Annotated in this window: 25 protein-coding genes; 13 read left to right on the top strand and 12 right to left on the bottom strand. The window is 71.0% G+C overall.

Annotated features, from left to right (window positions below):
- Positions 1 to 76 precede the first annotated feature (76 nt).
- From RM812_RS26325 to RM812_RS26305, 5 genes are all read left to right on the top strand, one after another.
- On the top strand, positions 77 to 1,012 hold the full coding sequence (locus RM812_RS26325) for a coiled-coil domain-containing protein (RefSeq protein WP_311576833.1): 936 nt from the start codon (positions 77 to 79) through the stop codon (positions 1,010 to 1,012).
- A gap of 96 nt (positions 1,013 to 1,108) precedes the next feature.
- Positions 1,109 to 2,092: an ABC transporter ATP-binding protein gene (locus RM812_RS26320; RefSeq protein ID WP_311576830.1), complete on the top strand. Its 984-nt coding sequence runs from the start codon at positions 1,109 to 1,111 to the stop codon at positions 2,090 to 2,092.
- 2 nt (positions 2,093 to 2,094) lie between these two features.
- Positions 2,095 to 2,865 (top strand): ABC transporter permease, encoded by a 771-nt coding sequence (locus tag RM812_RS26315; protein WP_311576827.1) that lies wholly within the window; start codon positions 2,095 to 2,097, stop codon positions 2,863 to 2,865.
- A 140-nt stretch (positions 2,866 to 3,005) separates the two neighbouring features.
- Positions 3,006 to 4,280: an ABC transporter ATP-binding protein gene (locus RM812_RS26310; RefSeq protein WP_311576824.1), complete on the top strand. Its 1,275-nt coding sequence runs from the start codon at positions 3,006 to 3,008 to the stop codon at positions 4,278 to 4,280.
- Positions 4,277 to 5,146, top strand: coding sequence for an ABC transporter permease subunit (locus RM812_RS26305; protein ID WP_311576821.1), 870 nt, complete (start codon positions 4,277 to 4,279; stop codon positions 5,144 to 5,146). The genes RM812_RS26310 and RM812_RS26305 overlap by 4 nt, the downstream gene beginning before the upstream one ends.
- A gap of 10 nt (positions 5,147 to 5,156) precedes the next feature.
- Here the strand turns inward: RM812_RS26305 and RM812_RS26300 are convergent, their stop codons facing one another.
- Complete coding sequence (locus RM812_RS26300; protein ID WP_311576818.1) at positions 5,157 to 5,489, bottom strand: ATP/GTP-binding protein; 333 nt, start codon at positions 5,487 to 5,489, stop codon at positions 5,157 to 5,159.
- Positions 5,490 to 5,745: 256 nt separating this feature from the next.
- Between RM812_RS26300 and RM812_RS26295 the strand changes: the two genes are divergently transcribed.
- The gene (locus RM812_RS26295; protein ID WP_311576815.1) at positions 5,746 to 6,774 is read left to right on the top strand and encodes an LLM class flavin-dependent oxidoreductase; all 1,029 of its coding nucleotides are present in this window, start codon (positions 5,746 to 5,748) and stop codon (positions 6,772 to 6,774) included.
- A 107-nt stretch (positions 6,775 to 6,881) separates the two neighbouring features.
- On the opposite strand, the gene RM812_RS26290 is transcribed toward RM812_RS26295, so the two are convergent.
- The gene (locus RM812_RS26290) at positions 6,882 to 7,274 is read right to left on the bottom strand and encodes an SCO5389 family protein (RefSeq protein WP_311576812.1); all 393 of its coding nucleotides are present in this window, start codon (positions 7,272 to 7,274) and stop codon (positions 6,882 to 6,884) included.
- A gap of 281 nt (positions 7,275 to 7,555) precedes the next feature.
- Between RM812_RS26290 and nucS the strand changes: the two genes are divergently transcribed.
- On the top strand, positions 7,556 to 8,227 hold the full coding sequence (gene nucS / locus RM812_RS26285) for an endonuclease NucS (RefSeq protein WP_210902104.1): 672 nt from the start codon (positions 7,556 to 7,558) through the stop codon (positions 8,225 to 8,227).
- A 94-nt stretch (positions 8,228 to 8,321) separates the two neighbouring features.
- On the opposite strand, the gene RM812_RS26280 is transcribed toward nucS, so the two are convergent.
- From RM812_RS26280 to RM812_RS26265, 4 genes are all read right to left on the bottom strand, one after another.
- Positions 8,322 to 11,048, bottom strand: coding sequence for an ATP-binding protein (locus RM812_RS26280; protein WP_311576803.1), 2,727 nt, complete (start codon positions 11,046 to 11,048; stop codon positions 8,322 to 8,324).
- 277 nt (positions 11,049 to 11,325) lie between these two features.
- Positions 11,326 to 11,649 (bottom strand): STAS domain-containing protein, encoded by a 324-nt coding sequence (locus RM812_RS26275; protein ID WP_311576800.1) that lies wholly within the window; start codon positions 11,647 to 11,649, stop codon positions 11,326 to 11,328.
- 191 nt (positions 11,650 to 11,840) lie between these two features.
- The gene (locus tag RM812_RS26270) at positions 11,841 to 12,689 is read right to left on the bottom strand and encodes a 3-hydroxyacyl-CoA dehydrogenase family protein (protein ID WP_311576797.1); all 849 of its coding nucleotides are present in this window, start codon (positions 12,687 to 12,689) and stop codon (positions 11,841 to 11,843) included.
- Positions 12,690 to 12,825: 136 nt separating this feature from the next.
- Positions 12,826 to 13,467, bottom strand: coding sequence for a TetR/AcrR family transcriptional regulator (locus RM812_RS26265; protein ID WP_311576794.1), 642 nt, complete (start codon positions 13,465 to 13,467; stop codon positions 12,826 to 12,828).
- Positions 13,468 to 13,580: 113 nt separating this feature from the next.
- Here RM812_RS26265 and RM812_RS26260 point away from each other — a divergent pair, with 113 nt between their 5' ends.
- The 3 genes from RM812_RS26260 to RM812_RS26250 are packed head-to-tail and all read left to right on the top strand — an operon-like array spanning position 13,581 to position 15,725.
- Positions 13,581 to 14,363 carry an ABC transporter ATP-binding protein gene (locus RM812_RS26260; protein ID WP_311576791.1) on the top strand — a complete coding sequence of 261 codons (783 nt, stop codon included), beginning with the start codon at positions 13,581 to 13,583 and terminating at the stop codon, positions 14,361 to 14,363.
- A gap of 26 nt (positions 14,364 to 14,389) precedes the next feature.
- Positions 14,390 to 15,139: an ABC transporter permease gene (locus tag RM812_RS26255; RefSeq protein ID WP_311576788.1), complete on the top strand. Its 750-nt coding sequence runs from the start codon at positions 14,390 to 14,392 to the stop codon at positions 15,137 to 15,139.
- Between the two features lie 13 nt (positions 15,140 to 15,152).
- Positions 15,153 to 15,725: a cob(I)yrinic acid a,c-diamide adenosyltransferase gene (locus RM812_RS26250; RefSeq protein ID WP_311576785.1), complete on the top strand. Its 573-nt coding sequence runs from the start codon at positions 15,153 to 15,155 to the stop codon at positions 15,723 to 15,725.
- A gap of 28 nt (positions 15,726 to 15,753) precedes the next feature.
- Here the strand turns inward: RM812_RS26250 and RM812_RS26245 are convergent, their stop codons facing one another.
- Together RM812_RS26245 and RM812_RS26240 are read right to left on the bottom strand one after the other, a co-directional pair.
- Complete coding sequence (locus RM812_RS26245) at positions 15,754 to 15,945, bottom strand: DUF5708 family protein (RefSeq protein ID WP_311576782.1); 192 nt, start codon at positions 15,943 to 15,945, stop codon at positions 15,754 to 15,756.
- Entirely contained in the window at positions 15,942 to 16,541 is a 600-nt protein-coding gene (locus tag RM812_RS26240) for a hypothetical protein (protein WP_311576779.1), read from the bottom strand. Before RM812_RS26240 ends, RM812_RS26245 begins: the two co-directional genes overlap by 4 nt.
- A gap of 152 nt (positions 16,542 to 16,693) precedes the next feature.
- On the opposite strand from RM812_RS26240, the gene RM812_RS26235 reads away from it, so the two are divergent.
- The 3 genes from RM812_RS26235 (at position 16,694) to RM812_RS26225 (ending at position 20,475) form a co-directional block, all read left to right on the top strand.
- Positions 16,694 to 17,890 (top strand): sensor histidine kinase, encoded by a 1,197-nt coding sequence (locus tag RM812_RS26235; RefSeq protein WP_311576776.1) that lies wholly within the window; start codon positions 16,694 to 16,696, stop codon positions 17,888 to 17,890.
- Complete coding sequence (locus RM812_RS26230; protein ID WP_311576773.1) at positions 17,887 to 18,528, top strand: response regulator transcription factor; 642 nt, start codon at positions 17,887 to 17,889, stop codon at positions 18,526 to 18,528. The genes RM812_RS26235 and RM812_RS26230 overlap by 4 nt, the downstream gene beginning before the upstream one ends.
- Positions 18,529 to 18,651: 123 nt before the next feature.
- Positions 18,652 to 20,475: a glycoside hydrolase family 18 chitinase gene (locus RM812_RS26225; protein WP_311576770.1), complete on the top strand. Its 1,824-nt coding sequence runs from the start codon at positions 18,652 to 18,654 to the stop codon at positions 20,473 to 20,475.
- A 48-nt stretch (positions 20,476 to 20,523) separates the two neighbouring features.
- Here RM812_RS26225 and RM812_RS26220 read toward each other — a convergent pair whose 3' ends face one another.
- The 4 genes from RM812_RS26220 to RM812_RS26205 all read right to left on the bottom strand — a co-directional run bounded on the left by RM812_RS26220 (position 20,524) and on the right by RM812_RS26205 (position 23,969).
- On the bottom strand, positions 20,524 to 20,970 hold the full coding sequence (locus tag RM812_RS26220) for a DUF2550 domain-containing protein (RefSeq protein WP_311576767.1): 447 nt from the start codon (positions 20,968 to 20,970) through the stop codon (positions 20,524 to 20,526).
- A gap of 129 nt (positions 20,971 to 21,099) precedes the next feature.
- Positions 21,100 to 21,474, bottom strand: a complete 375-nt coding sequence (locus RM812_RS26215; protein ID WP_311576764.1) for a F0F1 ATP synthase subunit epsilon — start codon at positions 21,472 to 21,474, stop codon at positions 21,100 to 21,102.
- Between the two features lie 129 nt (positions 21,475 to 21,603).
- Complete coding sequence (atpD, locus tag RM812_RS26210) at positions 21,604 to 23,052, bottom strand: F0F1 ATP synthase subunit beta (RefSeq protein WP_311576760.1); 1,449 nt, start codon at positions 23,050 to 23,052, stop codon at positions 21,604 to 21,606.
- The gene (locus tag RM812_RS26205) at positions 23,052 to 23,969 is read right to left on the bottom strand and encodes a F0F1 ATP synthase subunit gamma (protein WP_311576756.1); all 918 of its coding nucleotides are present in this window, start codon (positions 23,967 to 23,969) and stop codon (positions 23,052 to 23,054) included. Before RM812_RS26205 ends, atpD begins: the two co-directional genes overlap by 1 nt.
- Positions 23,970 to 23,981 lie beyond the last annotated feature (12 nt).

The raw sequence follows: 23,981 nt of genomic DNA, 5'->3' as shown, positions 1-23,981 counted from the left end.
TCCGCTCGATGACGCACCGCATTGGCGCCTAGGATTCCCTCTATCACCTCACCCGGTCTCTTTCGACAGGAACCCCATGAGCGACACTTCCCCCTACGGCTTCGAGCTTGTGCGGCGTGGGTACGACCGCGCTCAGGTGGACGAACGCATCTCCAAGCTCGTCTCCGACCGTGACAGTGCTCTCGCCCGCATCACCGCTCTGGAAAAGCGCATCGAGGAGCTCCACCTCGAAACCCAGAACGCCCAGGCCCAGGTCAACGACGCCGAGCCGTCGTACGCCGGTCTCGGTGCCCGGGTCGAGAAGATCCTGCGTCTCGCCGAGGAAGAGGCCAAGGACCTGCGCGAGGAGGCCCGGCGCGCGGCCGAGCAGCACCGCGAGCTCGCCGAGTCGGCGGCCCAGCAGGTGCGCAACGACGCGGAGTCGTACGCCGCGGAGCGCAAGGCCAAGGCCGAGGACGAGGGCGTCCGGATCGTCGAGAAGGCCAAGAGCGACGCCTCGCAGCTGCGCTCGGAGGCTCAGAAGGACGCGCAGTCCAAGCGTGAGGAGGCGGACGCCCTCTTCGAGGAGACCCGCGCCAAGGCCGCGCAGGCCGCCGCCGACTTCGAGACGAACCTCGCCAAGCGCCGCGAGCAGTCCGAGCGCGACCTGGCGTCCCGTCAGGCCAAGGCCGAGAAGCGTCTCGCGGAGATCGAGCACCGCGCGGAGCAGCTCCGCCTGGAGGCGGAGAAGCTGCGCACGGACGCCGAGCGCCGCGCCCGCCAGACCGTCGAGACGGCGCAGCGCCAGGCCGAGGACATCGTGGCCGACGCCAACGCCAAGGCCGACCGGATCCGTTCGGAATCGGAGCGCGAGCTCGCCGCCCTCACCAACCGCCGCGACTCCATCAACGCGCAGCTGACCAACGTGCGCGAGATGCTGGCGACCCTCACGGGCGCCGCGGTGGCCGCCACGAGTACGCCGGCCGAGGACGAGCCGGTCTCCCGCGGGGTCCCCGCCCAGCAGACCCGCTGACGCCGGGCGTGCGCCGGCCGAACCCGTGCGGAACAAGGACGAAGCCTTCTGTCACCGGGGTGGCAGTGGGCTTCGTCCCGTTCTAGCGTGGTCGGCATGATCGAGCTCGAGGGGCTGACCAAGCGGTACGGCGAGAAGATGGCGGTCAACAATCTCTCCTTCACCGTCAGACCCGGCATCATCACGGGCTTCCTCGGGCCCAACGGCGCGGGCAAGTCGACCACCATGCGGATGGTGCTGGGCCTGGACCGGCCCACTGCCGGGGACGTCCGGATCGACGGCAAGCACTATGAGCAGCTCAAGGACCCGCTGACGTACATCGGCGCCCTGCTGGACGCCAAGGCCGTGCACGGCGGACGCAGCGCGTACCACCATCTGCTCTGCCTGGCGCAGGCCAACGGGATCCCGTCGCGGCGGGTGCACGAGGTGCTGGACACCGTGGGCCTGACGGCGGTCGCGAAGAAGAAGGCCAAGGGCTTCTCCCTCGGCATGGGCCAGCGGCTCGGCATCGCCGGCGCGCTGCTCGGCGACCCGCGGATCCTGATGTTCGACGAGCCGGTCAACGGCCTCGACCCCGAGGGCATCCACTGGATCCGCAATCTGATGAAGTCGCTGGCCGCCCAGGGCCGTACGGTCTTCGTCTCCTCCCATCTGATGAGCGAGATGGCGCTGACGGCGGATCACCTGGTGGTCATCGGCCAGGGCAGGCTGCTGGCGGACACCTCGATGGCCGAGTTCATCGCGGAGAACTCGCGCAGTTACGTCCGGATCCGCACCCCGCAGCGCGAGCGGTTGCTCGATGTGCTGAGCGGCGCGGGGATCACGGTCGTCGAGACCGGCGCCGAGGTCCTCGAAGTGGACGGCGACAAGTCCGAGACCGTCGGCGAGCTGGCGGCGCGGCACCGGATCGTGCTGCACGAGCTGAGTCCGCAGCGGGCCTCGCTGGAAGAGGCGTTCATGCAGCTGACCGCGGAGTCGGTGGAGTACCACGCGCACGACGGGCCGCCCGCCGGACCGGTGCCTCAGCAGCAGCAACAGCCGCCGCAACAGCAGTGGGGCAGCGACTGGAGGAAGGGATGAGCATGACGGCGGCACAGGTCGTCCGGTCCGAGTGGACCAAGATCCGGTCGGTCGCGTCCACCGTGTGGACGCTGTCCCTCGCCGTGGTCGTCACCATCGCCCTCGGCATGCTGATCTCCGCCCTGTCGAAGAGCGAGTTCGACAACATGAGCGAGCAGGACCGGCTCACCTTCGACCCGACCTTCGTCAGCTTCGCCGGGACGAGCCTCGGCCAGCTCGCGATGATCGTGTTCGGGGTGCTGGTGGTGGCGAACGAGTACAGCTCCGGCATGATCCGCACCTCGCTGGCCGCCGTGCCGCAGCGCGGCACCTTCCTGTTCAGCAAGGTCGCGGTGGCCACGGCGCTCGCCCTGGTCGTGGGCGTGGTCACCAGCTTCGCCGCCTTCTTCCTCGGGCAGGCGATGCTCGGCGACCTCAAGGCGTCGATCGGCGATCCGGGCGTGCTGCGCGCGGTCATCGGCGGCGGCCTGTACATGACCCTCATCGCGATGTTCTCGATGGGCGTCGCCGCGATGCTGCGCTCGCCGATGTTGTCGCTGGGCATCCTGATGCCGTTCTTCTTCCTGATCTCCAACATCCTGGGCAACGTCCCGGCGACGGAGAAGATCGGCCGGTTCCTGCCCGACCAGGCCGGCAGCAAGATCATGCAGGTGGTGGCGCCGCTCGACGACGACGTCCCCTACGGCCCGTGGGGCGGTCTCGGGATCATGGCACTGTGGGTGATCGCGGCGCTCGTCGGCGGGTACGCGGTGCTCAAGCGGCGGGACGCCTGAAGACCGGACAGGTCCGGGAAGTTCTCGGCCGCTGACGGATTTTGCACGCGCTTGAACGGAACCGTCAGCGCCTGGATATCCTCCTAACCCTTACGGGGGCGTGTGCCCTGCTGTCCTGAACCTTTCGATGGGTGCGGAGCATGATCGAGGCTGTCGGCCTGACCAAGCGCTACGGCGACAAGACCGCTGTGTACAACCTGTCCTTCCGGGTGCGGCCCGGTGCCGTCACCGGCTTCCTCGGGCCCAACGGTTCGGGCAAGTCGACGACGATGCGCATGATCCTCGGGCTGGACAACCCCACCTCGGGGCATGTGACGATCGGCGGCCACCCGTACCGCAAGCTGCCGAACGCCCCCCGCCAGGTCGGCGCGCTGCTCGACGCCAAGGCGGTGCACGGCGGCCGGTCCGCCCGCAGCCACCTGCTGAGCCTGGCCCAGCTGTCGGGCATCCCGGCCCGGCGCGTGGACGAGGTGCTCGGTGTGGTCGGCCTCCAGGACGTGGCCAAGCGGCGCTCGAAGGGCTTCTCCCTCGGCATGGGCCAGCGGCTGGGCATCGCCGCGGCCCTCCTCGGCGACCCCCAGGTACTGCTGTTCGACGAGCCGGTCAACGGCCTCGACCCCGAGGGCATCCACTGGGTGCGCAACCTGATGAAGGCGCTGGCCGCGGAGGGCCGCACCGTCTTCGTCTCCTCGCACCTGATGAGCGAGATGGCGCTGACCGCCGACCACCTGATCGTCATCGGGCGCGGCCAGCTGCTCGCCGACATGAGCGTGACGGACTTCATCTCGGCCAACTCCGCCGACTTCGCGCGGGTGCGGACGCCGGACGGCGAACCGCAGCTGCGCGAGAAGCTGACGTCCGCGCTGACCGAGGCGGGCGGGCACGTGCTGCCCGAGCAGGACGGCGCGCTGCGGGTGACCGGGCTGGCGCTCCCCCGGATCAGCGACATCGCGCACGGCAGCGATGTACGGCTGTGGGAGCTGTCGCCGCACCAGGCCTCGCTGGAGGAGGCGTACATGCGGATGACGCAGGGCGCCGTCGACTACCGGTCGACCACCGACCAGAAGGCCGGGCTCCAGCAGCCGCTGCCGCCCGGCGTACAGCCCCCGATGCCGGTGCCCGGCCAGGGCCAGCCCGGCTGGTACGCACCGCCGCCGCCCCAGCAGGACGGCCGGCCCTTCCCGGCACCGCAGGGCGCGCCGGGCCGGCCCCCGGCGGGACCGTACGGCGCCCCGGCGGCACCCGGCGCGATGCCGGGCGACCGGACCGCCAACCCGTACGCGCAGCAGGTGCCGCAGGCACCCGGCCCGGCCCCCGTGCCGCCCGGCGCCGCCCCCGCACCCGCTCCGCTTCCCACTCCCACTCCCGCCCCCGCGCCCGTCACCGACCCGACCAAGCCCGAGGACGCCCGATGAGCACGCCCCAGCCCCCGACGCCGCAGGCCGCACCCGAGTGGCAGGCGGCGCCCGGCTCGCCGTACCCCACCTACACCTCGCCGATCCCGGTGGTGCGCGCCCACCTCGGACACGCGCTCGCCTCCGAGTGGACGAAGATCAAGTCGGTGCGCTCGACGCTCTGGACGCTGGGCGTGTTCGTCCTGCTGGTCGTCGGCATCGGACTGCTGGCCGGTCTGGTGGTGGCCAACTCGTCCTCCGACCTGGCCGGCGAGAGCGCGCTGAGCCTCGGTTTCTTCGGTCTGCTGCTCGGCAGCATGTGCGTCATCACGCTCGGCGTGCTGACCACCGCGTCGGAGTACGGCACCGGCATGGTCCGCACGACGATGACCGCCTGCCCCAGCCGCAGCCGGGTGCTGGCGGCGAAGGCGATCGTGTTCTTCCTGATGGCGTTCGTGGTGACCCTGGTGTCCGCGACGCTCGTCGCGATGCTGCACGTGGCCATGCTGGAGGACAACGGTGCGGTGGACCCCACCGGCGCGGAGTGGCTGAAGGCCACCGTCGGCGTCTCGCTGTACATCGCGCTGCTCGGGCTGCTCTCGCTGGCCGTCGGCTCGGTCATCCGGCACTCGGCGGGCGCGATCACCATCATGATCGGCGTCCTGCTCGCCCCGCTGGTGATCGCGCTGTTCATGTTCTCGGAGTCGCTGAAGGAGGTGCAGGAGGCCCTGTTCGAGTACTCGATCCCGAACCAGCTGAGCATCTTCTACGCCAACTCGCTCTCCGAGTCGGGGCCGTCCGGCTGGGACCCGCTGTGGATCGTGCTCGGCGTGACGGCGGTCGTCCTCGCGGGCGCCTTCGCCCTGCTGCAGAAGCGGGACGTCTGACCCGCTTCGTTCAGAACCTCGGCGCGTTACGGGACCGCTGCACCCGCGTGGTGCGGCGGTCCTTGGCGTTCCAGCAGGACCTGTGCCAGTGCCGGCGCTCGTCGACACCCGAGTGCGCCGGCCAGGCCACCACGTGCGGGACGCCGTCCGGAATGAGCTGGTCGCAGCCCGGGCAGCGGTACGACTTGCCCTGCGCGCTCGCCCCCGCCACGTGCCGTACGCTCCAGTCCTCGCCCTGCCAGCTCTCCGAGGACTGCCAGCCGCCGTAGCGGCCGGAGCCGTCGTCCTCGACGCTCCGGCCGGACGAACCGGCTCCCTTGGGTCGGTTGCGACGCGGGGACACAGAACACCTCACGGAGCTATACGGGAAGTACGGGCCGCGTCCAGCCTACGCGGCACGGACCGGGGTACGCGTACGGCACCAACCACCGCAACCTGCCCGCACGGAACCCCCTTCGAGGGCCGCCGCGACCCGCTCCACGACGGCCGATTCTCCAGACAATCGGCCAATCCCCCCGTCCGCCCGTGTCCTCGGCACGTGTCAGACGGTTATGCCCGGTGGGGGAGCTCCGTGTCGGAGCCGAGGAAGCAGGAAAGCAATGCGCGTAGGAAGTTTCGTGTTGGGCGCCCAGTTCCCGGGCCAGGGCCAGGGCGAGGCACTGCACCGCGCGGTCCGTTCGGCCGAGGTCGCCGAGGAGGCGGGGCTCGACACGGTCTGGCTGGCCGAGCACCACTTCGTGCCGTACGGCACGTGTCCGTCGGCCGTGACGCTGGCCGCGCTGTTGCTGGGCCGCACCCGTCGCATCCGGGTGGGCACGGCGGTCAGCGTACTGCCCACCGTCCACCCCGTGGCGCTCGGTGAGCAGGCCGCGCTGCTGCACGTCACGAGCGGCGGCCGGTTCTCGCTGGGCGTGGGCCGCGGCGGGCCGTGGGTCGACCTGGAGGTGTTCGGCGCGGGTCTGGAGGCGTACGAGAAGGGGTTCCCGGACTCACTCGATCTGGTGCTTCGCTGGCTGCGCGAACCGGCCGTCGGCGCCTCGGGAGACCGGTTCCGGTTCCGCGAGGTGCCCGTCGTCCCGCGTCCCTCGGAGTCCCTCACGGAGGGCGCGGGCCCGGAGGTCGTCGTGGCCTGCACATCACCGTCGAGCGTGCGCACGGCGGCCGAGCGCGGGCTGCCGATGCTGCTCGGGATGCACGTCGGGGACGAGGAGAAGGCCGAGATGGTCGCCCTGTGGCGGCGGCACGCCCGCGCGGCCGGACGTCCGTCGGCTCAGATCCGGGACGCGGGCCATGTCTCGGCCGGCGTCTGCCAGATCGCGGACCGGCGCACGGACGCGGCGGAGAGCCTGCTCAAGGCGATGCCGGGCTGGCTGCGGCAGGGCCTGGACGCCCACATCACGGTGGACGGCCGCGCCCGGCAGATGCGCGACCCGTACGCGTACACCGAACTGCTCTGCGGACTGCACCCGGTGGGCCCGCCCCGGCTGTGCGCGGACCGGCTCGCGGCGACCGGCGAGCGGACCGGAATCTCCCGTTTCGCCCTGCTCGTCGAGGGGTCCGGGGATCTCGCGGCGACGGAGGAGAACGTGCGGCGGCTCGGCGCCGAGGTACTTCCCCAGCTCCGCTGAGCGGACCGGTGACGGACGAACGAGCCCCTTGGGCTCGCCCGGGGAGCTTGCCGCTCCGGTACAAGACTGCACCTCCCGCGTACGGAGCGGCAAGCTGACGATTCGCGTCAGCAGTCGCGGAACTCAGGCGACTGGTTCAGCACTTGGCTGCGCACCGAGGTGAAGCGGGTCAGCGTCTCGTCGACAGAGGAGTCCAACGGGAACACCGCCACCCGGTGGCAGTTCTGGAAGGCCAGCCGCACCCCGAAGTGCCGCTGCAGTGCACCGCGTATGGCGTCACTCGCGAGCGCACGCAGCAGCTGACCGCGCGCCTGCTCGTCCGGCGGGGGCGTCTGGTTGTCGGCGAACGCTCCGCCGTCGACCTTCAGCTGGGCCACCAGGGAGCTGACCATCTCCCATGCGTAGGGCAGGGAGGTCCGGACGCAGTCGACGAATTCTGCTTCGTCGACCTCGCCTCGCTCGGCCTTTTCGAGTAGGGCCGGTGAGACGTCGAGCGACATGGGTTCTCCTCTCGCACCCCCGACCAGCAGGGGTTGCCGGACAGTTAAGGGAGTGCGCGATGTCGAACACGCTGCGTACACGCTTCGCGACCTCCCGTTCAATACCGTAAGCAACCGATCGTGACGGCACCAGGAGAATGCCCAGATGGACCCCATCCGGTAGGAACACAATCGGCCAGTGCGCATCATGGGGCCAATGGGAGAAGTGGGACGGTCCGCGAGGTCACGCCGGGTGGAGGCGAATCGCGTCGGACCGGGCGCGTCGAGTAGCGTTGCCGACCATGCGTCTCGTCATTGCCCGCTGCTCCGTCGACTACGCCGGGCGGCTCACCGCCCATCTCCCCTCGGCTCCCCGCCTGATCCTGGTCAAGGCGGACGGCAGCGTCTCGATCCACGCCGACGACCGGGCCTACAAGCCCCTCAACTGGATGTCGCCCCCCTGCACGCTGAAGGAGGGCACGGGCGAGGAGGAGGGCGTCTGGACCGTCGTCAACAAGGCGGGTGAGAAACTCATCATCACGATGGAGGAGATCCTGCACGACTCCTCGCACGAGTTGGGCGTGGACCCCGGACTGATCAAGGACGGCGTGGAAGCGCACCTCCAGGAGCTGCTCGCCGACCGTATCGAGACGCTGGGCGAGGGCTACACCCTCATCCGCCGTGAGTACATGACCGCCATCGGCCCGGTCGACATCCTGTGCCGGGACGCCGAGGGCCGGACCGTCGCCGTCGAGATCAAGCGGCGCGGCGAGATCGACGGCGTGGAGCAGCTCACGCGCTACCTGGAGCTGCTGAACCGCGACCCCCACCTCGCCCCGGTGCGCGGCGTCTTCGCCGCCCAGGAGATCAAGCCGCAGGCCCGCGTGCTCGCCACGGACCGCGGCATCGGCTGTCAGGTGCTGGACTACAACGCCCTGCGGGGGATCGAGGACGACAAGCTGCGGCTGTTCTGAGCCGGACGACAGGTACGGGATCCGAACGGACGACACGTACGAGAGGGCCGGGTCCGTGCGGCGGACCCGGCCCTCCTGTGCTGCCCCGGGAGCGTCAGACGATCCGGCCCGCCGTCGGCCCCGAACCGCTCGGCGACCCCGTACCGCCGGTCGCGGTGCCGCTCTGCGAGGCCGTCGTGGTGCCCGCGGGTGAGCCGGAGGACCTACCGGGGCCGCCGGCGGTGTCGGACGTCTCGGGTGATGACGGCGGAGGCGTGTCGGTGCCGGTGGGCGTGGGGCTGGGGGGCTCCTCCGTGTCGGTGGGCTTCCCGGGACCGCTCGGCTCGGTGTCGGTCGGCCTGGGCGACGTCGGCCTGGTCGTCGGCGAGGTCGGGGACTTGCTCGGCGCGCCCGGCGAACCCCCGTCGTCCGTGCTTTCGTCGTCGTCGGGGTCGGCGCTGCTGCCGGGACTGCTCGCAGTGGCCGTCGGCCGGCCCGACTCCGTCGGCGTCGGGTCGTCCGACGTGCCCACGGTGCCGTCCTGGCCGGGGTCGGTCGGCCCGCCGGTCGCCCCGGCGGTGTCGCCCGGGCCCTCGCTGTCGTCCTCGGGCCGGTCGGCGCCCAGGCTGCCGTCGTCGACGCCCTGGCTGGCCGACGGGTTGACGCCGACCTGATCGGAGGGATCGCCGGCGTCGTTCTCGGACGTGGCTCCGAGGGTCACCACCGTGCCGAGCACGGCGACGAGCAGCGCGCCGGCTCCGGCGGCCACGAGGTTGCGCCGCGCGAAGCCCTTGATGCGGTCTCCCACCGTGCCGGAGGGGCTCTCGGACGGCTCGCGGCGGGTGACGAGCGTCGGCGACTGCGGGGGCGGCTGGAGCGGCGGGAAGGGCGCGGGTACGCCTGCGGGCGGCGACGCCGACGCCTCGTTGCGGGCGTCGGGCACCTCCTCCCCCGCGGTCGGGCCGAGTCCGACGCCGACCACGCCGAATCCGGCACCGGCACCGGCACCCGCACCCGCACCCGCACCCGCACCCGCACCCGCACCCGCGGTACCGAACGCGCCCGGCCCGGCACCCGGGCCCGGCGCACTCCCGGTCCGGTCGGTGACCAGCGCGAGGGCACGGCGGCCCGCTACGGCGCCGCGCTTGTCGGACAGCGCGCCGCGCAGCCCGATGGAGGCCTCCAGCTCGGCGCGGGCCCGGTCGAGCTGTCCCTCGCACAGGGCGAGGATGCCGAGTTCGTGGTGGAAGTAGGCCTGTTCGGCGACGTCACCGGCGAGCCGGGAGGCCTGGGTACCGGAGCGCAGCGCCCGTTCCCAGGCGCTCCAGTGCAGCCCGGCGGCGAACGCGGGTGCCGCGGTGCGCGCGAGCTGGACGGCGGGACTGGACGCGTCGTCCGCGGGCGGGGTCGTCGTCGGCACCAGCACGGCGAGGGCGGCCAGCACGGCGTCGGCCTCGGCGCAGACCCGCTCCGGGGTGACCGAGGGGTGCCCGGCCCACCAGGCGTAGTGCTGGGCGGCGGCCAGGGCCCGCTCCCGTACGCCGTCGCCGTATCCGGCGCTCTCCAGCTGGGTGAGCACCCCGGCGGCGAGCCGGTAGCGGGAGCCGACCTGCGAGATCAGTCCGCAGTCGGCCAGTTCACCGAGGGCGGCGTCCGCGTGGGTGTCACCGATCAGGGCGGGCAGGTGCGCCTGGTGCGGCACCTCGCCGCCGAGCGCGACGGCGAACTCCAGGGTGGTGCGGGCGGAGTCGCTCAGCCCGGAGGCGAGCAGCGGCGCGGGTGCGGCGGCCTCTCCGACGGACGGCAGGGGTACGTCGTCGCTCTCCGCGGCGTCGTAGGGCGTGTCCTTCGCCGGGCGGGCGTCGGCGAAGACGCCGAACTCGTCGACGGCGTCGGCGCCCGCCCGCTCCCGGTCGCGTCGGCGCAGCAGGGCACCGGCCTGCACGAAGCGCAGCGGCAGGCCCTCGGACTCGAACCAGAGGTCGCCGGCCCAGTTGGCCTCCTCCTCGGTGAGGTTCCGGCCGGCGGCGCGCTCCAGCAACTTCACGCCGTCCGAGCGGTCCAGGCCGGTGAGGAAGACCTCCTCGACGGCCGAGTCGGCGGAGGGGGCGGGCACCTCCGGGGTCGTGCCGATGAGGAAGGCGCACTCGGGGGTGGCGTCCAGCAGTTCGTCGAGGGCGGTGCCGCCGAGCTCGAGGTCGTCCAGGACGACGACGGCGCCGACCTCCCGGAGCCGGGCGAGCAGTTCGTCGCGCTTCGGGCGGTAGAGGGGCGCGCGGTGGACGGCGTAGAAGAGGTCGTGGAGCAGGTCGTCGACCGTGCGGTGGGAGCCGCTGAGGCGGACGACGCCGTCGGGGGCGAGGCCCGCGCAGTCCTCGGCGACGACGTCGAGGAGGCTGGAGCGGCCGGAGCCGGCGGGGCCGGTGAGGCGGACGGAGCGGCCTCGGGCGAGCAGCCGCACCAGGCGTTCGCGTACGTCCTCGCGGGCCAGCAGTCCCAGCACGGTCCGGGTCGGCCCCGGCGGGGCGGGCGGCCGGGCGGCACGGCCCACCTCGGCGCGTTCGGCCGCGGTGAGCTTCTCGGGCCGCTCGGGGCGTTCGGTGGGCGGGCAGATCTCGATCTCGCTGCCGTCGACGGGGTTGACGGTCAGCAGGAAGTCTCCGGAGACGAGTTGCACCGTGCGGGCCAGCGCGGGCGCGTGCTGTCCGAAGTCGGGTGTGAGGGGGTCCCTGGGCGGGCGCGGGCGCGACGTGCGGCCGTCCCCGGTCTCGAACGCACTCGAGTGGGAGGTGCCTGCGTCGTCGTGGCCGTACTCCTCGGGCCCCCGGTTGTTCGGGTCCATAGGTTCAAGCCCCCCAAAAGCGTCGTGTGCCGGGTCCCCGGTCGGGACCACCCCTCCCGGCCTTGCCGCACACCGCGCTGTCGCTTCTGGTCCGGGCCCGCCGGTGGGTTCAAGAGTGCGGGCAGCCAGACACTAAACCTTCGCTCAGTATCTCCGACAGTCCGGGGTACCGACCCGTCCAAGACGTCACGGTCTCGTGAGGATTGCGTGCGTCGGGCGTTTCGCCGAGCGGTGTCCGGGTCTCCCGGGCGCCTTCGGCCCGCACCGCCCCCGGGCGTCACACCCGGGGCAGGCTCTCCACACGGAGGCCGCCCTCGATGGCCAGGATCCGGTGCAGCCGGGTGGCCACCAGCAGGCGCTGCATCTGCGGTGGTACGTCGCGCAGCACCAGCCGTCGGCCGCAGCGGCCGGCCCGTCGGTGGGCCCCCATGATCACCCCGAGTCCGGTGGCGTCCCAGGAGTCCAGTTCTGACAGGTCCAGCACCAGGTCGCCGACTCCGTCGTCGACGGCCGAGTGCAGGACCGTACGGGCGTCCGCCGCGCTGCGGACGTCGAGGCGGCCCCCGACGACCAGCTCGACGTGGTCGCCCCTGATGTGCATATGCGCTCCCCGGCGTGCGTCTTCGTCGTCTCTTCGATTCTGCGATGCGGTCGATGCGGTCGCTCGGCGACAACAGGTGTCGCACCCTCTGACACCCTCTGACTGGCCGGAGCCGACGGAGGTTGCCGCCTGTGAGCGAACCGATACCGAATTCACCCCGGCGTGTGACGTTTCCCGGGGCTGATGCGATCTCAGTGCTTGTAGAAGCCCTGCCCGCTCTTACGGCCGATGTCACCGGCGTCCACCATCCGGCGCATCAGCTCCGGCGGGGCGAACTTCTCGTCCTGGGACTCGGTGTAGATGTTGCCCGTGGCGTGCAGCAGGATGTCGACGCCGGTCAGGTCCGCGGTGGCCAGCGGGCCCATGGCGTGGCCGAAGCCCAGCTTGCAGGCGAGGTCGATGTCCTCGGCGGTGGCGACGCCCGACTCGTACAGCTTCGCGGCCTCGACGACGAGGGCGGAGATGAGGCGGGTGGTCACGAAACCGGCGACGTCGCGGTTGACGACGATGCAGGTCTTGCCGGTGGACTCGGCGAACTCCCGGGCGGTGGCGAGGGTTTCGTCGCTGGTCTTGTAGCCGCGCACCAGCTCGCACAGCTGCATCATCGGGACGGGCGAGAAGAAGTGGGTGCCGACGACGCGCTCGGGGCGCTCCGTCACGGCCGCGATCTTGGTGATCGGGATGGCGGAGGTGTTGGACGCGAGGATCGCCTCGTCCTTCACCAGCTTGTCGAGCGCGCGGAAGATCTCGTGCTTGACTTCCAGCTTCTCGAAGACGGCCTCGACGACGACGTCCGCGTCGGCGGCGGCGTCCAGGTCGGTGGTCGTGGTGATGCGCGTGAGGGCGGCCTCGGCGTCGTCGGCGGCGAGCCTGCCCTTGGCGACGAACTTGTCGTACGAGGCCTTGATGCCGTCGGTCCCCCGCCGGAGCGCTTCGTCGGTCACGTCGCGCAGGACGACGTCCCAGCCCGCCTGCGCGGAGACCTGGGCGATGCCGGATCCCATGAGGCCGGCTCCGATGACGGCAAGCTTCCGTGCCACTGTGCGACTCCCCTGATACAGGCCGTTTTTGTCCTCTCGGGCGGAGATTAGCGGGCGTGAGCCGCTGTGTGACCGGTTAGTAACGCGCGTCACGTCTCACATGACGGACATCACACGGAGTGGTGCCCCGCGGGCGTCAGTCCGTGCCTCGGACGGCGTAGTTGAGCACCCTCTCGCTCAGCAGGTCCTCCATCTCGTCCAGCAGCAGGAGGATTTCGCGGGAGACTTCGGCGGGTTTTCCGCCGGCCACCATGCGCCGGCCGATGGCCGTCATCACCGTGCCGTGCAGCCAGCCGACCTGTCCCGCCATCAGCGAGGGAACGGGGTCGTCGTCCGGGGCGCCGGTCTCCTCGCGCAGGGTGCGCTCCAGGTTGTCCTGCACCTCCTGGCCGATCGCCCAGAGCCGGGAACGCAGCGCGGGCGAGGAGTGGATGACCCCCATGAAGCGCGCGTATCCGTCCATGAGGCCGACTCGCGGCGAGACCGACTCGACCTCCTCGCGCAGTTCCCGCAGCACGGCCCCCGCCGCCGACTCCCCGTCGTGCCGCCCGCGCACCCAGCGGGAGAGCCGGTCGACCACGCCCTTGGAGCGGTCGAGGAAGAGGTCCTCCTTGGCCGGGAAGTAGTTGTAGACGGTGTTGACGGAGACGTTCGCGGCGTCCGCGACCTCCGCCACCGTCACCGCCTCGAAGCCGCGTTCCAGGAACAGGCCCGTGGCGACATCCGAGATGTACTGCCGGGTCTGCTGCTTCTTCCGTTCCCTGAGTCCTTCGGCCATGGCCGCATCCTAACTTCGCTGGGGCCTCTGAAAAGTTGGTACCTCTGGAAACTTGGCGCCTTTTGAAACTTGGAGTCATTGCAAATTTTGTGAGTCTCTGTTTTTCTGGGCGCATGGCAATCATCAGTACGGCCGGCCTGGCCCGTACCTTCGCGACGAAGCAGGGCCCGGTCGAGGCGGTGCGCGGCATCGACCTGGCCGTCCGCGAGGGCGAGATCCTCGGCCTCCTGGGACCCAACGGCGCCGGCAAGACCACCACCCTGCGGATGCTCACCACCCTGCTCGCCCCCACCGGCGGCGCGGCGACCGTCGCCGGTCACGACCTGGCGACCGACCCGGCCGGAGTGCGCCGGGCGTGCGGGTACGTGGCCCAGTCGGGCGGCGTGGACCCGCAGATCACCGTGCGGGAAGAGCTGGTCACCCAGGGCCGCCTGTACCGCCTGTCCAAGGCACGGGCGGCCGGGCGCGCCGAGGAGCTGGCCCGCGACCTGGACCTCACCGACCTGCTCGACCTCAAGTGCGGTGCGCTCTCCGGGGGCCAACGGCGCCGGCTGGACATCGCGATGGCGCTCACCCACGGCCCGGCGGTGCTCTTCCTGGACGAGCCGACGACCGGCCTGGATCCGGGCAGCCGCGCCGACCTGTGGGACCTGGTGCGGCGGCTGCGCGACGAGCACGGCACCACGGTCTTCCTGACCACCCACTACCTCGACGAGGCCGACGCGCTCTCCGACCGCCTGGTCGTCGTCGACCGGGGCGTGGTGGCGGCCGAGGGCACCCCGGGGGCCCTGAAGCTGAGGTACGGCGGCTCGATCGACGCCCCGCTCCAGGACACCTTCCTGGCCATCACCGGCCGCAGCGCCGCCCCGGCCGACGCCGCCCCCGTAGCCGTATAGAACTCCGAGGACCCGAGGACCCCCCGATGCTGCTCCACGACACCGGCCTCATCTACGCCCGCTATCTGCGCCAGTCCCTGCGCTCACGCTTCGCACTGCTCTTCGGCGTGCTGATGCCACTGCTGTACCTGCTCTTCTTCGGCCCGCTCCTGACCAACCTGCCGCTCGGCGGACAGGGCAGCTCCTGGCAGGTGCTCGTGCCCGGTCTGCTGCTGCAACTCGGGCTGTTCGGCGCCTCCTTCGCGGGCTTCTCGATCATCATCGAGAACAGCCAGGGCGTGGTCGAACGCATGCGCGTCACCCCCGTCAGCCGCCTCGCGCTGCTGCTGGGCCGGGTGCTGCGGGACGCCACGGTGTTCGCCTTCCAGGCTGTCCTGCTGGTGCTGGCGGCCGTGGTGATGGGCCTCAGGGCGCCGCTGGCCGGCGTGCTCATCGGCTTCGCGTTCGTCGCGCTGCTCACGGTCTCGCTGGCGTCGCTGTCGTACGCGCTGGCGATGAAGCTGCCTACGCCGCAGGGGTTCGGGCCGACCGTCAACGCGCTCACCATGCCGTCGATGCTGCTGTCCGGCCTGATGCTCCCCATGACGCTGGGGCCGGGCTGGCTGGACGTGCTGTCGCACCTGATGCCGTTCCGCTATCTGGTCGACGCGGTACGGGACGCCTACGTCGGCAGCTACGCGACGGCGCACATGCTGTACGGCGCCCTCGTCGCCGTCGCCTTCACCGCGCTGGCCGTGACGGTGGGCACACGCGTCTTCCGGACCGCCGGAGCGTAACTACGCTGGCCTCATGGTCAACCTGACGCGCATCTACACCCGGACCGGCGACCGGGGTACCACCGCCCTCGGCGACATGAGCCGGGTCCCCAAGACCGACCTCAGGATCTCCGCGTACGCCGACGCCAACGAGGCGAACGCGGTGATCGGCACGGCGATCGCCCTAGGCGGCCTGCCCGAGGAGGTCGTGAAGGTCCTCGTCCGTGTCCAGAACGACCTGTTCGACGTGGGCGCGGACCTGTCGACGCCGGTGGTGGAGAACCCGCAGTATCCGCCGCTCAGGGTCGAGCAGTTCTACGTCGACAGGCTGGAGGCGGACTGCGACCGCTTCCTGGCCGAGCTGGAGAAGCTGCGCTCCTTCATCCTGCCCGGCGGCACGCCCGGCGCGGCCCTGCTGCACCAGGCGTGCACGGTGGTCCGGCGGGCCGAGCGCTCGACGTGGGCTGCGCTGGAGGTGCACGGCGAGTCGATGAACCCGCTGACGGCGACCTACCTCAACCGTCTGTCCGACCTCCTGTTCATCCTGGCCCGCACGGCCAACAAGGAGGTCGGGGACGTGCTGTGGGTGCCGGGCGGGGAGCGCTAGAAGGCTCACCGAGATCCTCATGAGCCTTCTAGGGCCCCCGGCGCGCCGACCGGAACAGGCCCCACGCGGTCTGTGCGCCGCCGACGCACATCATCACGACGCCGACCTTCGGCGGGTCCACGACGGGGACCTCCACTCCCCCGGCGAACAACCAGAGGGCGACGCCGGCCACGAAGGTGGCACCGCCCTCCCACAGGTGGCGCTCCGACCGGTACCTCATCGGCGTGTGATCTCCTTCTCCTTCTCCTTCTCCTTCTCCGCCCCGGACGTGACCCGGGTCCCCGACGGCGGCTGCTTGAGCCTGATGGCGTACGTCAGCGCGATCAGGCCGTGGATGCCGGCGACGCGCCAGGCCGTGTACTGCCAGCTCTCCAGGGAGCCGGTGCGGCTCGGGTCGCCGACGTACCACATGGCGAGCTGGAGCAGCCCGGTCGCCACGGCGGCGCCGATCAGCGTGCCGAACCACACCTTGCCCTCGTGCCAGGCCCGGGCCATGCCGTAGCGCGGCGGGCCGGCCGGTTTCGGCGCCCCGGTCAGCCGGTGGGCGGCGTGGCCGTCGAGCCACTTGACGGTGCGGTGGCCGTGGCCCACGGTGTAGCCGATGTACAGGGCCGCCAGGCCGTGCTCCCAGCTCGGGTCGGCGCCGTTCTTCAGGTCCAGCGCGGTGGCGACCAGCAGCACGACCTCCAGCAGCGGTTCGCACAGCAGCAGTGCCATGCCCGCGCGCGGCATCTTCAGCAGGTACCGGACGGACAGCCCGGCCGCCAGCAGTACCCAGAAGCCGATCTCGCAGACGATGATCAGGGTGACGATCACGGTTGGCTCCTCTCGATCGCCCTTCCAGGCTCTCCCGCCGGGCGGCCCGGATCGTCGTCGCCGGTGACGAACCCGCGGTACATCGAAAGATGCAGCGCGGGACCCGTCCCCGGGACCAGGCGAGCGGGGCGCGGGCCGTGTTGGATGGTGGCATGGCCCCACGACTGCCCCGCCCGCGCCGCTTCGACGTGTACGCCGCGTCGGCCGGTCTGCTCGGCGGGCTGCTGCTGTGGGGCATTGGCCTGGGGGTGCGGCCCGGCGGTGAGCCGATCGTGCTGTTCGACGGCCGCTGGCCGCTGCTGCTCCCGCTCGCCGTCATGGCGGGCTGCGAGCTGCTGCGCCGGGCCGCCCCGCGCACCGGCCTGCTGATCGGCACGGCCGCACTGGCCGGGGACACCTTGACGCAGGGCAGCCTGGTCACGTTGATCATGTACACCGACCTGATGTACGCCGCCGTGCTGTACGGCCCGCCCTCCTCGGCCCGCCGCATCCCGTGGATCACCGGGCTGCTCACGGTGGCCGGGACGGTGGTGCCGTTCGCGGTGCTACGGGTGCCCGAGGCGCTGCTGATCGGTGTCGCCGTCGGGGTCGTGTCGTTCGGGCCCGCCTCCACCGGCCTGATCGTGCGCAACCACCGCGAGACCGCCGACGCCGCCCTGCTGCGCGCCGAGCAGACCGCGCTGCTGGCCGAGATGGACCGGGTCCAGGCGGTGACCGCGGAACGGTCCCGGGTGGCCCGCGAGTTGCACGACATGGTCGCCAACCACCTCTCCGCGATCGCCATCCACTCCACGGCCGCGCTCTCCCTGGACGACGCGGCCACCACCCGGCGGGCGCTCGGTGTCATCCGGGAGAACAGCGTCGAGGGACTGGCCGAGATGCGCCGCCTCATCGGCATCCTGCGGGAGAGCGGTGAGGACACCGAGCCGGCCGCCGCCCCCACCCTCGAAGGCCTCGGCGCGCTGGTCGACGGCGCCCGCGCCAACGGGCTCGACGTCACCCTGGAGGCGGCGCCCGGCGAGGGCCTGCCCGCGCCGGTCGAGCTGGCCGCGTACCGGATCGTGCAGGAGTCGCTGACGAACGCGCTCAAGCACGCGGCGAAGGGGACGGTCCGGGTGGAGCTCGCCCGGCGCGACGGTGTCCTGCGCGTCCGGGTGACCAGTCCCTACGGTGGCCCGGACACGCCGCGTGCGCCCGGCTCCGGCGCCGGGCTGGTCGGCATGCGGGAGCGGGCCGCGCTGCTGCACGGGACGTTCGAGGCCGGTCCGGTGGCGGATCCCGCCTCGGCCGCCGACAAGATCTGGGCCGTGCGCGCCACGCTGCCCCTGACCGAAGGAGAACTCCCATGATCCGCGTCCTCGTCGCCGAGGACCAGTCCGCCGTCCGCGCCGGGCTGGTGCTGATCCTGGGCAGTGCGCCGGACATCGAGGTGGTCGGGGAGGCGGCGGACGGCGAGCAGGCGGTGGAGCTGGCCCGGCGGTTGCGCCCGGACCTGGTGCTGATGGACGTGCAGATGCCCCGCCTGGACGGGGTGTCGGCGACCCGGCGGGTGGTCGCCGAGCAGCTGGCCGACGTGCTGGTGCTGACCACCTTCGACCTGGACGAGTACGTCTTCGGAGCGCTGCGGGCGGGCGCCGCCGGGTTCCTGCTGAAGAACACGGAGGCGAAGGACCTGATCACCGCCGTGCGCACGGTGGCGGCCGGCGAGGGGATCGTCGCCCCGGCCGTCACCCGGCGGCTGATCGCCGAGTTCGCCGCCAAGCCGGTGCGGGAGTCGGCCGCCGATCCGGCGGTACTGGGAGACCTGACGCGGCGCGAGCGCGAGGTCCTTTCCTGTCTCGGCGAGGGGCTGTCCAACGCCGCGATCGCCGTGCGGCTGGACATGGCCGAGGCCACGGTGAAGACGCACGTCAGCCGCCTGTTGGGGAAGCTGGGGCTGCGCAGCCGGGTGCAAGCGGCGGTGCTGGCTCAGGAGTTGGGGATCTAGCGGGGCCGTCGGGCCACTGGTCCAGACCTATTGACCTATGGTCCAGACCTTTCTATTCTCGCCGCACTGCGGGCCGATGGCTCAGTCGGCCCGCGCCGACAACCCCACATAAGGAGGCGCAGCATGCGCTTCAGACACAGAGCCGCGGCACTTCTCGCGACCCTGTCGCTCCCGCTGGCCGGTCTGGTCGGCCTCGCGAGTCCGGCCCAGGCGGCCACGACCGCGACGGCCACCTTCGCCAAGACCTCGGACTGGGGCACGGGCTTCGGCGGCAACTGGACGGTGAAGAACACCGGTACCACCACCATCAACTCCTGGACCGTCGAGTGGGACTTCCCCACCGGCACCAAGGTCACCTCCGCCTGGGACGCCACGGTCACCAACTCCGGCGACCACTGGACCGCCAAGAACGTCGGCTGGAACGGGACGCTCGCCCCCGGCGCCTCGGTCTCCTTCGGCTTCAACGGCAGCGGCCCCGGCTCACCCTCCAACTGCAAGCTCAACGGCGGCAGCTGCGACGGCGACTCCCAGCCCGGCGACGCGGCCCCGTCCGCTCCCGGTACGCCCACCGCCTCGGACGTCACCGACACCTCGGTGAAGCTGTCCTGGGCGGCGGCCACCGACGACAAGGGCGTCAAGAACTACGACGTCCTGCGCGACGGCGCCAAGGTCGCCACGGTGACCGGCACCACGTACACCAACACCGGCCTGACCGCCGGCACCGACTACTCGTACAGCGTCCAGGCCCGCGACACCGCCGACCAGACCGGCCCGGCCAGCGGCTCCGTCAAGGTCCGCACCACCGGCGGCGGCGACGGCGGCAACCCGGGCGGCGACGAGGTCAAGCTGGGCTACTTCACCAACTGGGGCGTCTACGGGCGCAACTACCACGTCAAGAACCTGGTCACCTCCGGCTCCGCCGAGAAGATCACGCACATCAACTACGCCTTCGGCAACGTCCAGGGCGGCAAGTGCACCATCGGTGACGCCTACGCCGACTACGACAAGGCGTACACCGCCGACCAGTCCGTCGACGGCGTCGCCGACACCTGGGACCAGCCGCTGCGCGGCAGCTTCAACCAGCTCCGCAAGCTGAAGGCCAAGTACCCGCACATCAAGGTCATCTGGTCCTTCGGCGGCTGGACCTGGTCCGGCGGCTTCCCCGACGCCGTGAAGAACCCGGCCGCCTTCGCGAAGTCCTGTCACGACCTGGTCGAGGACCCGCGCTGGGCCGACGTCTTCGACGGCATCGACCTGGACTGGGAGTACCCGAACGCCTGCGGTCTGAGCTGTGACACGACGAGCACCAAGAACGCGTTCAGCTCCATGATGAAGGCCATGCGCGCCGAGTTCGGCAACGACCTGGTCACCGCGGCCACCACCGCCGACGCCTCCGACGGCGGCAAGATCGAAGCGGCCGACTACGGCGCCGCCGCGCCGTACATCGACTGGTACAACGTGATGACGTACGACTTCTTCGGCGCCTGGGCGAAGAACGGTCCGACCGCTCCGCACTCGCCGCTGACCTCGTACGACGGCATCCCGCAGCAGGGCTTCAACTCCGCCGAGGCGATCGCGAAGTTCAAGGCGACGGGCGTGCCGGCCGACAAGCTGCTCCTCGGCATCGGCTTCTACGGCCGCGGCTGGACCGGCGTCACGCAGGCGGCGCCCGGCGGCACCGCGACCGGACCGGCGGCCGGTACGTACGAGACGGGCATCGAGGACTACAAGGTCCTCAAGAACAGCTGCCCGGCCACCGGCACCATCGCCGGCACCGCGTACGCCCACTGCGGCACCAACTGGTGGTCCTACGACACCCCGGCCACCATCAAGTCGAAGATGGACTGGGCCGAGCAGCAGGGCCTGGGCGGCGCCTTCTTCTGGGAGTTCAGCGGTGACACCGCGAACGGCGAGCTGGTGAGCGCCATCGACAGCGGTCTGAGGTAACAGCCGTCAAGCAACACTGACGCTCCCCCACCCAGCGAGTGAATGTGGCTACGCCACATTCACTCGCTGTCCGGGTGGGGCTGCCTCGAGCCACGCGAGGAATCCGGTCAGCGCGTCCTCGCTCATCGCCAGTTCGAGCCGGGTGCCCTGGTGCAGACAGGCCAGGACGACGGCGTCGGAGAGCAACGCCAGCTCCTCCTCCCCGTCCGGGAGACGGCGGCCGGCCACCTCGATCGCCGAGCGCTCCAGGACGCGCCGCGGGCGGGGAGAGTACGAGAAGACGCGGTACCACTCGACCCGGTCGCCGTTGTAGCGGGCCACGCCGTAGGCCCAGCCCTTGCCGCCGGGCTCGCCGTCCTTGGGGGCGTCCCAGCGCAGGGAGCAGTCGAAGGTGCCGCCCGAGCGCTGGATCAGCCGGCGGCGCAGGCCGAAGACGAAGAGCCCGACCACCACCAGGGCGACGGCGATTCCGCACACAGTCAGAGCGAGGACCATCGACACCGACCTCCTCGTCTCCTAGGTAACGGTACGGAAAAAACACCCGGATCTGCCTCAGCCGCGGCCGGGTCCGGATCGCTCCGGTCCCAGCCGCGGCTGAGTGACGTCATAGCACAGCGCCGTGGGTCAGCGCCCCGCCGCCGCGCGCAGTCGGACGTCCGCGCGACGCTCGGCGTGGGCGTCGCCCTCCGCCTTCGCGCGCTCGAGCTCCCGCTCCGCGCGCTGGACGTCGATCTCGTCCGACAGCTCGGCGATCTCGGCCAGCAGGGACAACTTGTTGTCGGCGAACGAGACGAATCCGCCGTGCACCGCGGCGACGACCGTCCCACCGTCACTCGTACGAATGGTCACCGGGCCCGACTCCAGCACACCGAGCAGCGGCTGGTGACCGGGCATGACGCCGATGTCGCCGGACGTGGTGCGCGCGACGACCAGGGTGGCCTCGCCGGACCAGACCTCTCGGTCGGCCGCGACCAGCGCGACGTGCAGCTCAGCAGCCAAGGTGGCTCCTCGGGTCACCACCCGGCGGGAGAGCCGGGTGTTGGTTACAAGTCTAAGGGGCGTGACGGAGGGGGCGGGACGTGCCCGCCCCCTCCGGTGTGAGCCGTGGGCTCACCGTGAGCACGAGGCTCAGGAGACGCCGAGCTCCTTCGCGTTCTTCTTCAGGTCCTCGATGCCACCGCACATGAAGAACGCCTGCTCCGGGAAGTGGTCGTACTCGCCGTCGCAGATCGCGTTGAACGCGGCGATCGACTCGTCCAGCGGCACGTCCGAACCGTCCACGCCGGTGAACTGCTTGGCGACGTGGGTGTTCTGGGACAGGAAGCGCTCCACGCGACGGGCACGGTGGACGACGAGCTTGTCCTCCTCGCCGAGCTCGTCGATACCGAGGATCGCGATGATGTCCTGCAGGTCCTTGTACTTCTGCAGGATGTTCTTCACGCGCATCGCGGCCTGGTAGTGGTCCGCCGCGATGTACCGCGGGTCGAGGATGCGGGACGTCGAGTCCAGCGGGTCCACGGCCGGGTAGATGCCCTTCTCCGAGATCGGACGGGAGAGAACCGTCGTCGCGTCGAGGTGGGCGAAGGTGGTGGCCGGGGCCGGGTCGGTCAGGTCGTCCGCGGGGACGTAGATCGCCTGCATCGAGGTGATCGAGTGACCACGGGTCGAGGTGATGCGCTCCTGGAGGAGACCCATCTCGTCGGCCAGGTTCGGCTGGTAGCCCACCGCGGAGGGCATACGGCCGAGCAGGGTCGACACCTCGGAACCCGCCTGGGTGAAGCGGAAGATGTTGTCGATGAAGAACAGCACGTCCTGCTTCTGGACGTCACGGAAGTACTCGGCCATGGTCAGGCCGGCCAGCGCGACGCGCAGACGGGTGCCCGGCGGCTCGTCCATCTGACCGAAGACCAGCGCGGTCTTGTCGATGACGCCGGACTCGCTCATCTCGTCGATGAGGTCGTTGCCCTCACGGGTGCGCTCACCGACACCGGCGAACACGGAGACACCGTCGTGGTTGTTGGCGACGCGGTAGATCATCTCCTGGATGAGCACCGTCTTGCCGACGCCGGCGCCGCCGAACAGACCGATCTTGCCGCCCTTGACGTACGGGGTCAGCAGGTCGATGACCTTGACGCCGGTCTCGAACATCTCGGTCTTCGACTCGAGCTCGTCGAAGTTGGGCGCCTTGCGGTGGATCGGCCAGCGCTCACCGGTGTACTGCTCGTCGACGTTCAGCACCTCACCGAGGGTGTTGAACACCTTGCCCTTGGTGAAGTCGCCGACGGGCACGGAGATGGCCGAGCCCGTGTCGGTGACCGGGGCCTGGCGGACCAGACCGTCGGTGGGCTGCATGGAGATGGTGCGGACCAGGCCGTCACCCAGGTGCTGGGCGACCTCCAGGGTCAGCGTCTTGAGTTCGCCCGCCTGCGCCGGGTCGGCGACCTCGACGTGGAGGGCGTTGTAGATCTCCGGCATCGCGTCGACGGGGAACTCCACGTCGACGACCGGGCCGATGACCCGCGCGACGCGGCCGGTGGCCACGCCCGACGCAGCGGTCGGCTCAACAGTGGTGGTCATTAGTTGTCACTCCCCGCGGTCGCGTCGGCCAGTGCGCTCGCGCCACCGACGATCTCGCTGATTTCCTGGGTGATTTCGGCCTGGCGGGCCGCGTTGGCAAGACGGGAGAGCGTGTTGATCAGCTCGCCCGCGTTGTCGGTGGCCGACTTCATCGCGCGCCGCGTGGCGGCGTGCTTGGAAGCGGCCGACTGCAGCAGCGCGTTGTAGATGCGGCTCTCGACGTAGCGCGGCAGCAGGGCGTCGAGGACGTCCTCCGCCGACGGCTCGAAGTCGTACAGCGGAAGGATCTCGTCCTTCGCGCCCGACTCCTGCGCGACCTCTTCGAGGCGCAGCGGAAGCAGCCGGGAGTCGATCGCCGTCTGCGTCATCATCGAGACGAACTCGGTGTAGACGATGTGGAGCTCGTCCACGCCGCCCTCCGCCGTCGCCTGCTCGATGGCCTCGATCAGCGGCGCCGCGACCTTCTTGGCGTCCGCGTACGTCGGCTCGTCGGTGAAGCCCGTGAACGACTCCGCGACCTTGCGCTCGCGGAAGTTGTAGTGGGCGAGACCGCGCCGGCCGACGATGTACGTGTCGACCTGCTTGCCGTCGCGCTCGAGGCGCTCGGTCAGCTGCTCCGCCGCCTTGATGGCGTTGGAGTTGAAGGCGCCGGCCAGGCCGCGGTCGCTCGTGAGGAGCAGGACCGCGGCACGGGTCGGGTTGTCCGCCTCCGTGGTCAGCGGGTGCTTCGTGTTCGACCCGGTGCCGACCGCCGTGACCGCGCGGGTCAGTTCCTGCGCGTACGGCGTGGAGGCCGCCACCTTGCGCTGCGCCTTGACGACACGCGAGGCGGCGATCATCTCCATCGCCTTGGTGATCTTCTTGGTCGCGGTGACGGATCGGATGCGACGCTTGTAGACCCGGAGCTGGGCTCCCATGAGTCAGGTCCC

It is taken from the genome of Streptomyces lancefieldiae, assembly GCF_031845825.1.
In the GTDB taxonomy this organism is placed as follows: domain Bacteria; phylum Actinomycetota; class Actinomycetes; order Streptomycetales; family Streptomycetaceae; genus Streptomyces; species Streptomyces lancefieldiae.
The sequence above is the reverse complement of the archived record's forward strand: the minus strand, read 5'-3'. Positions and strand labels throughout refer to the sequence as shown.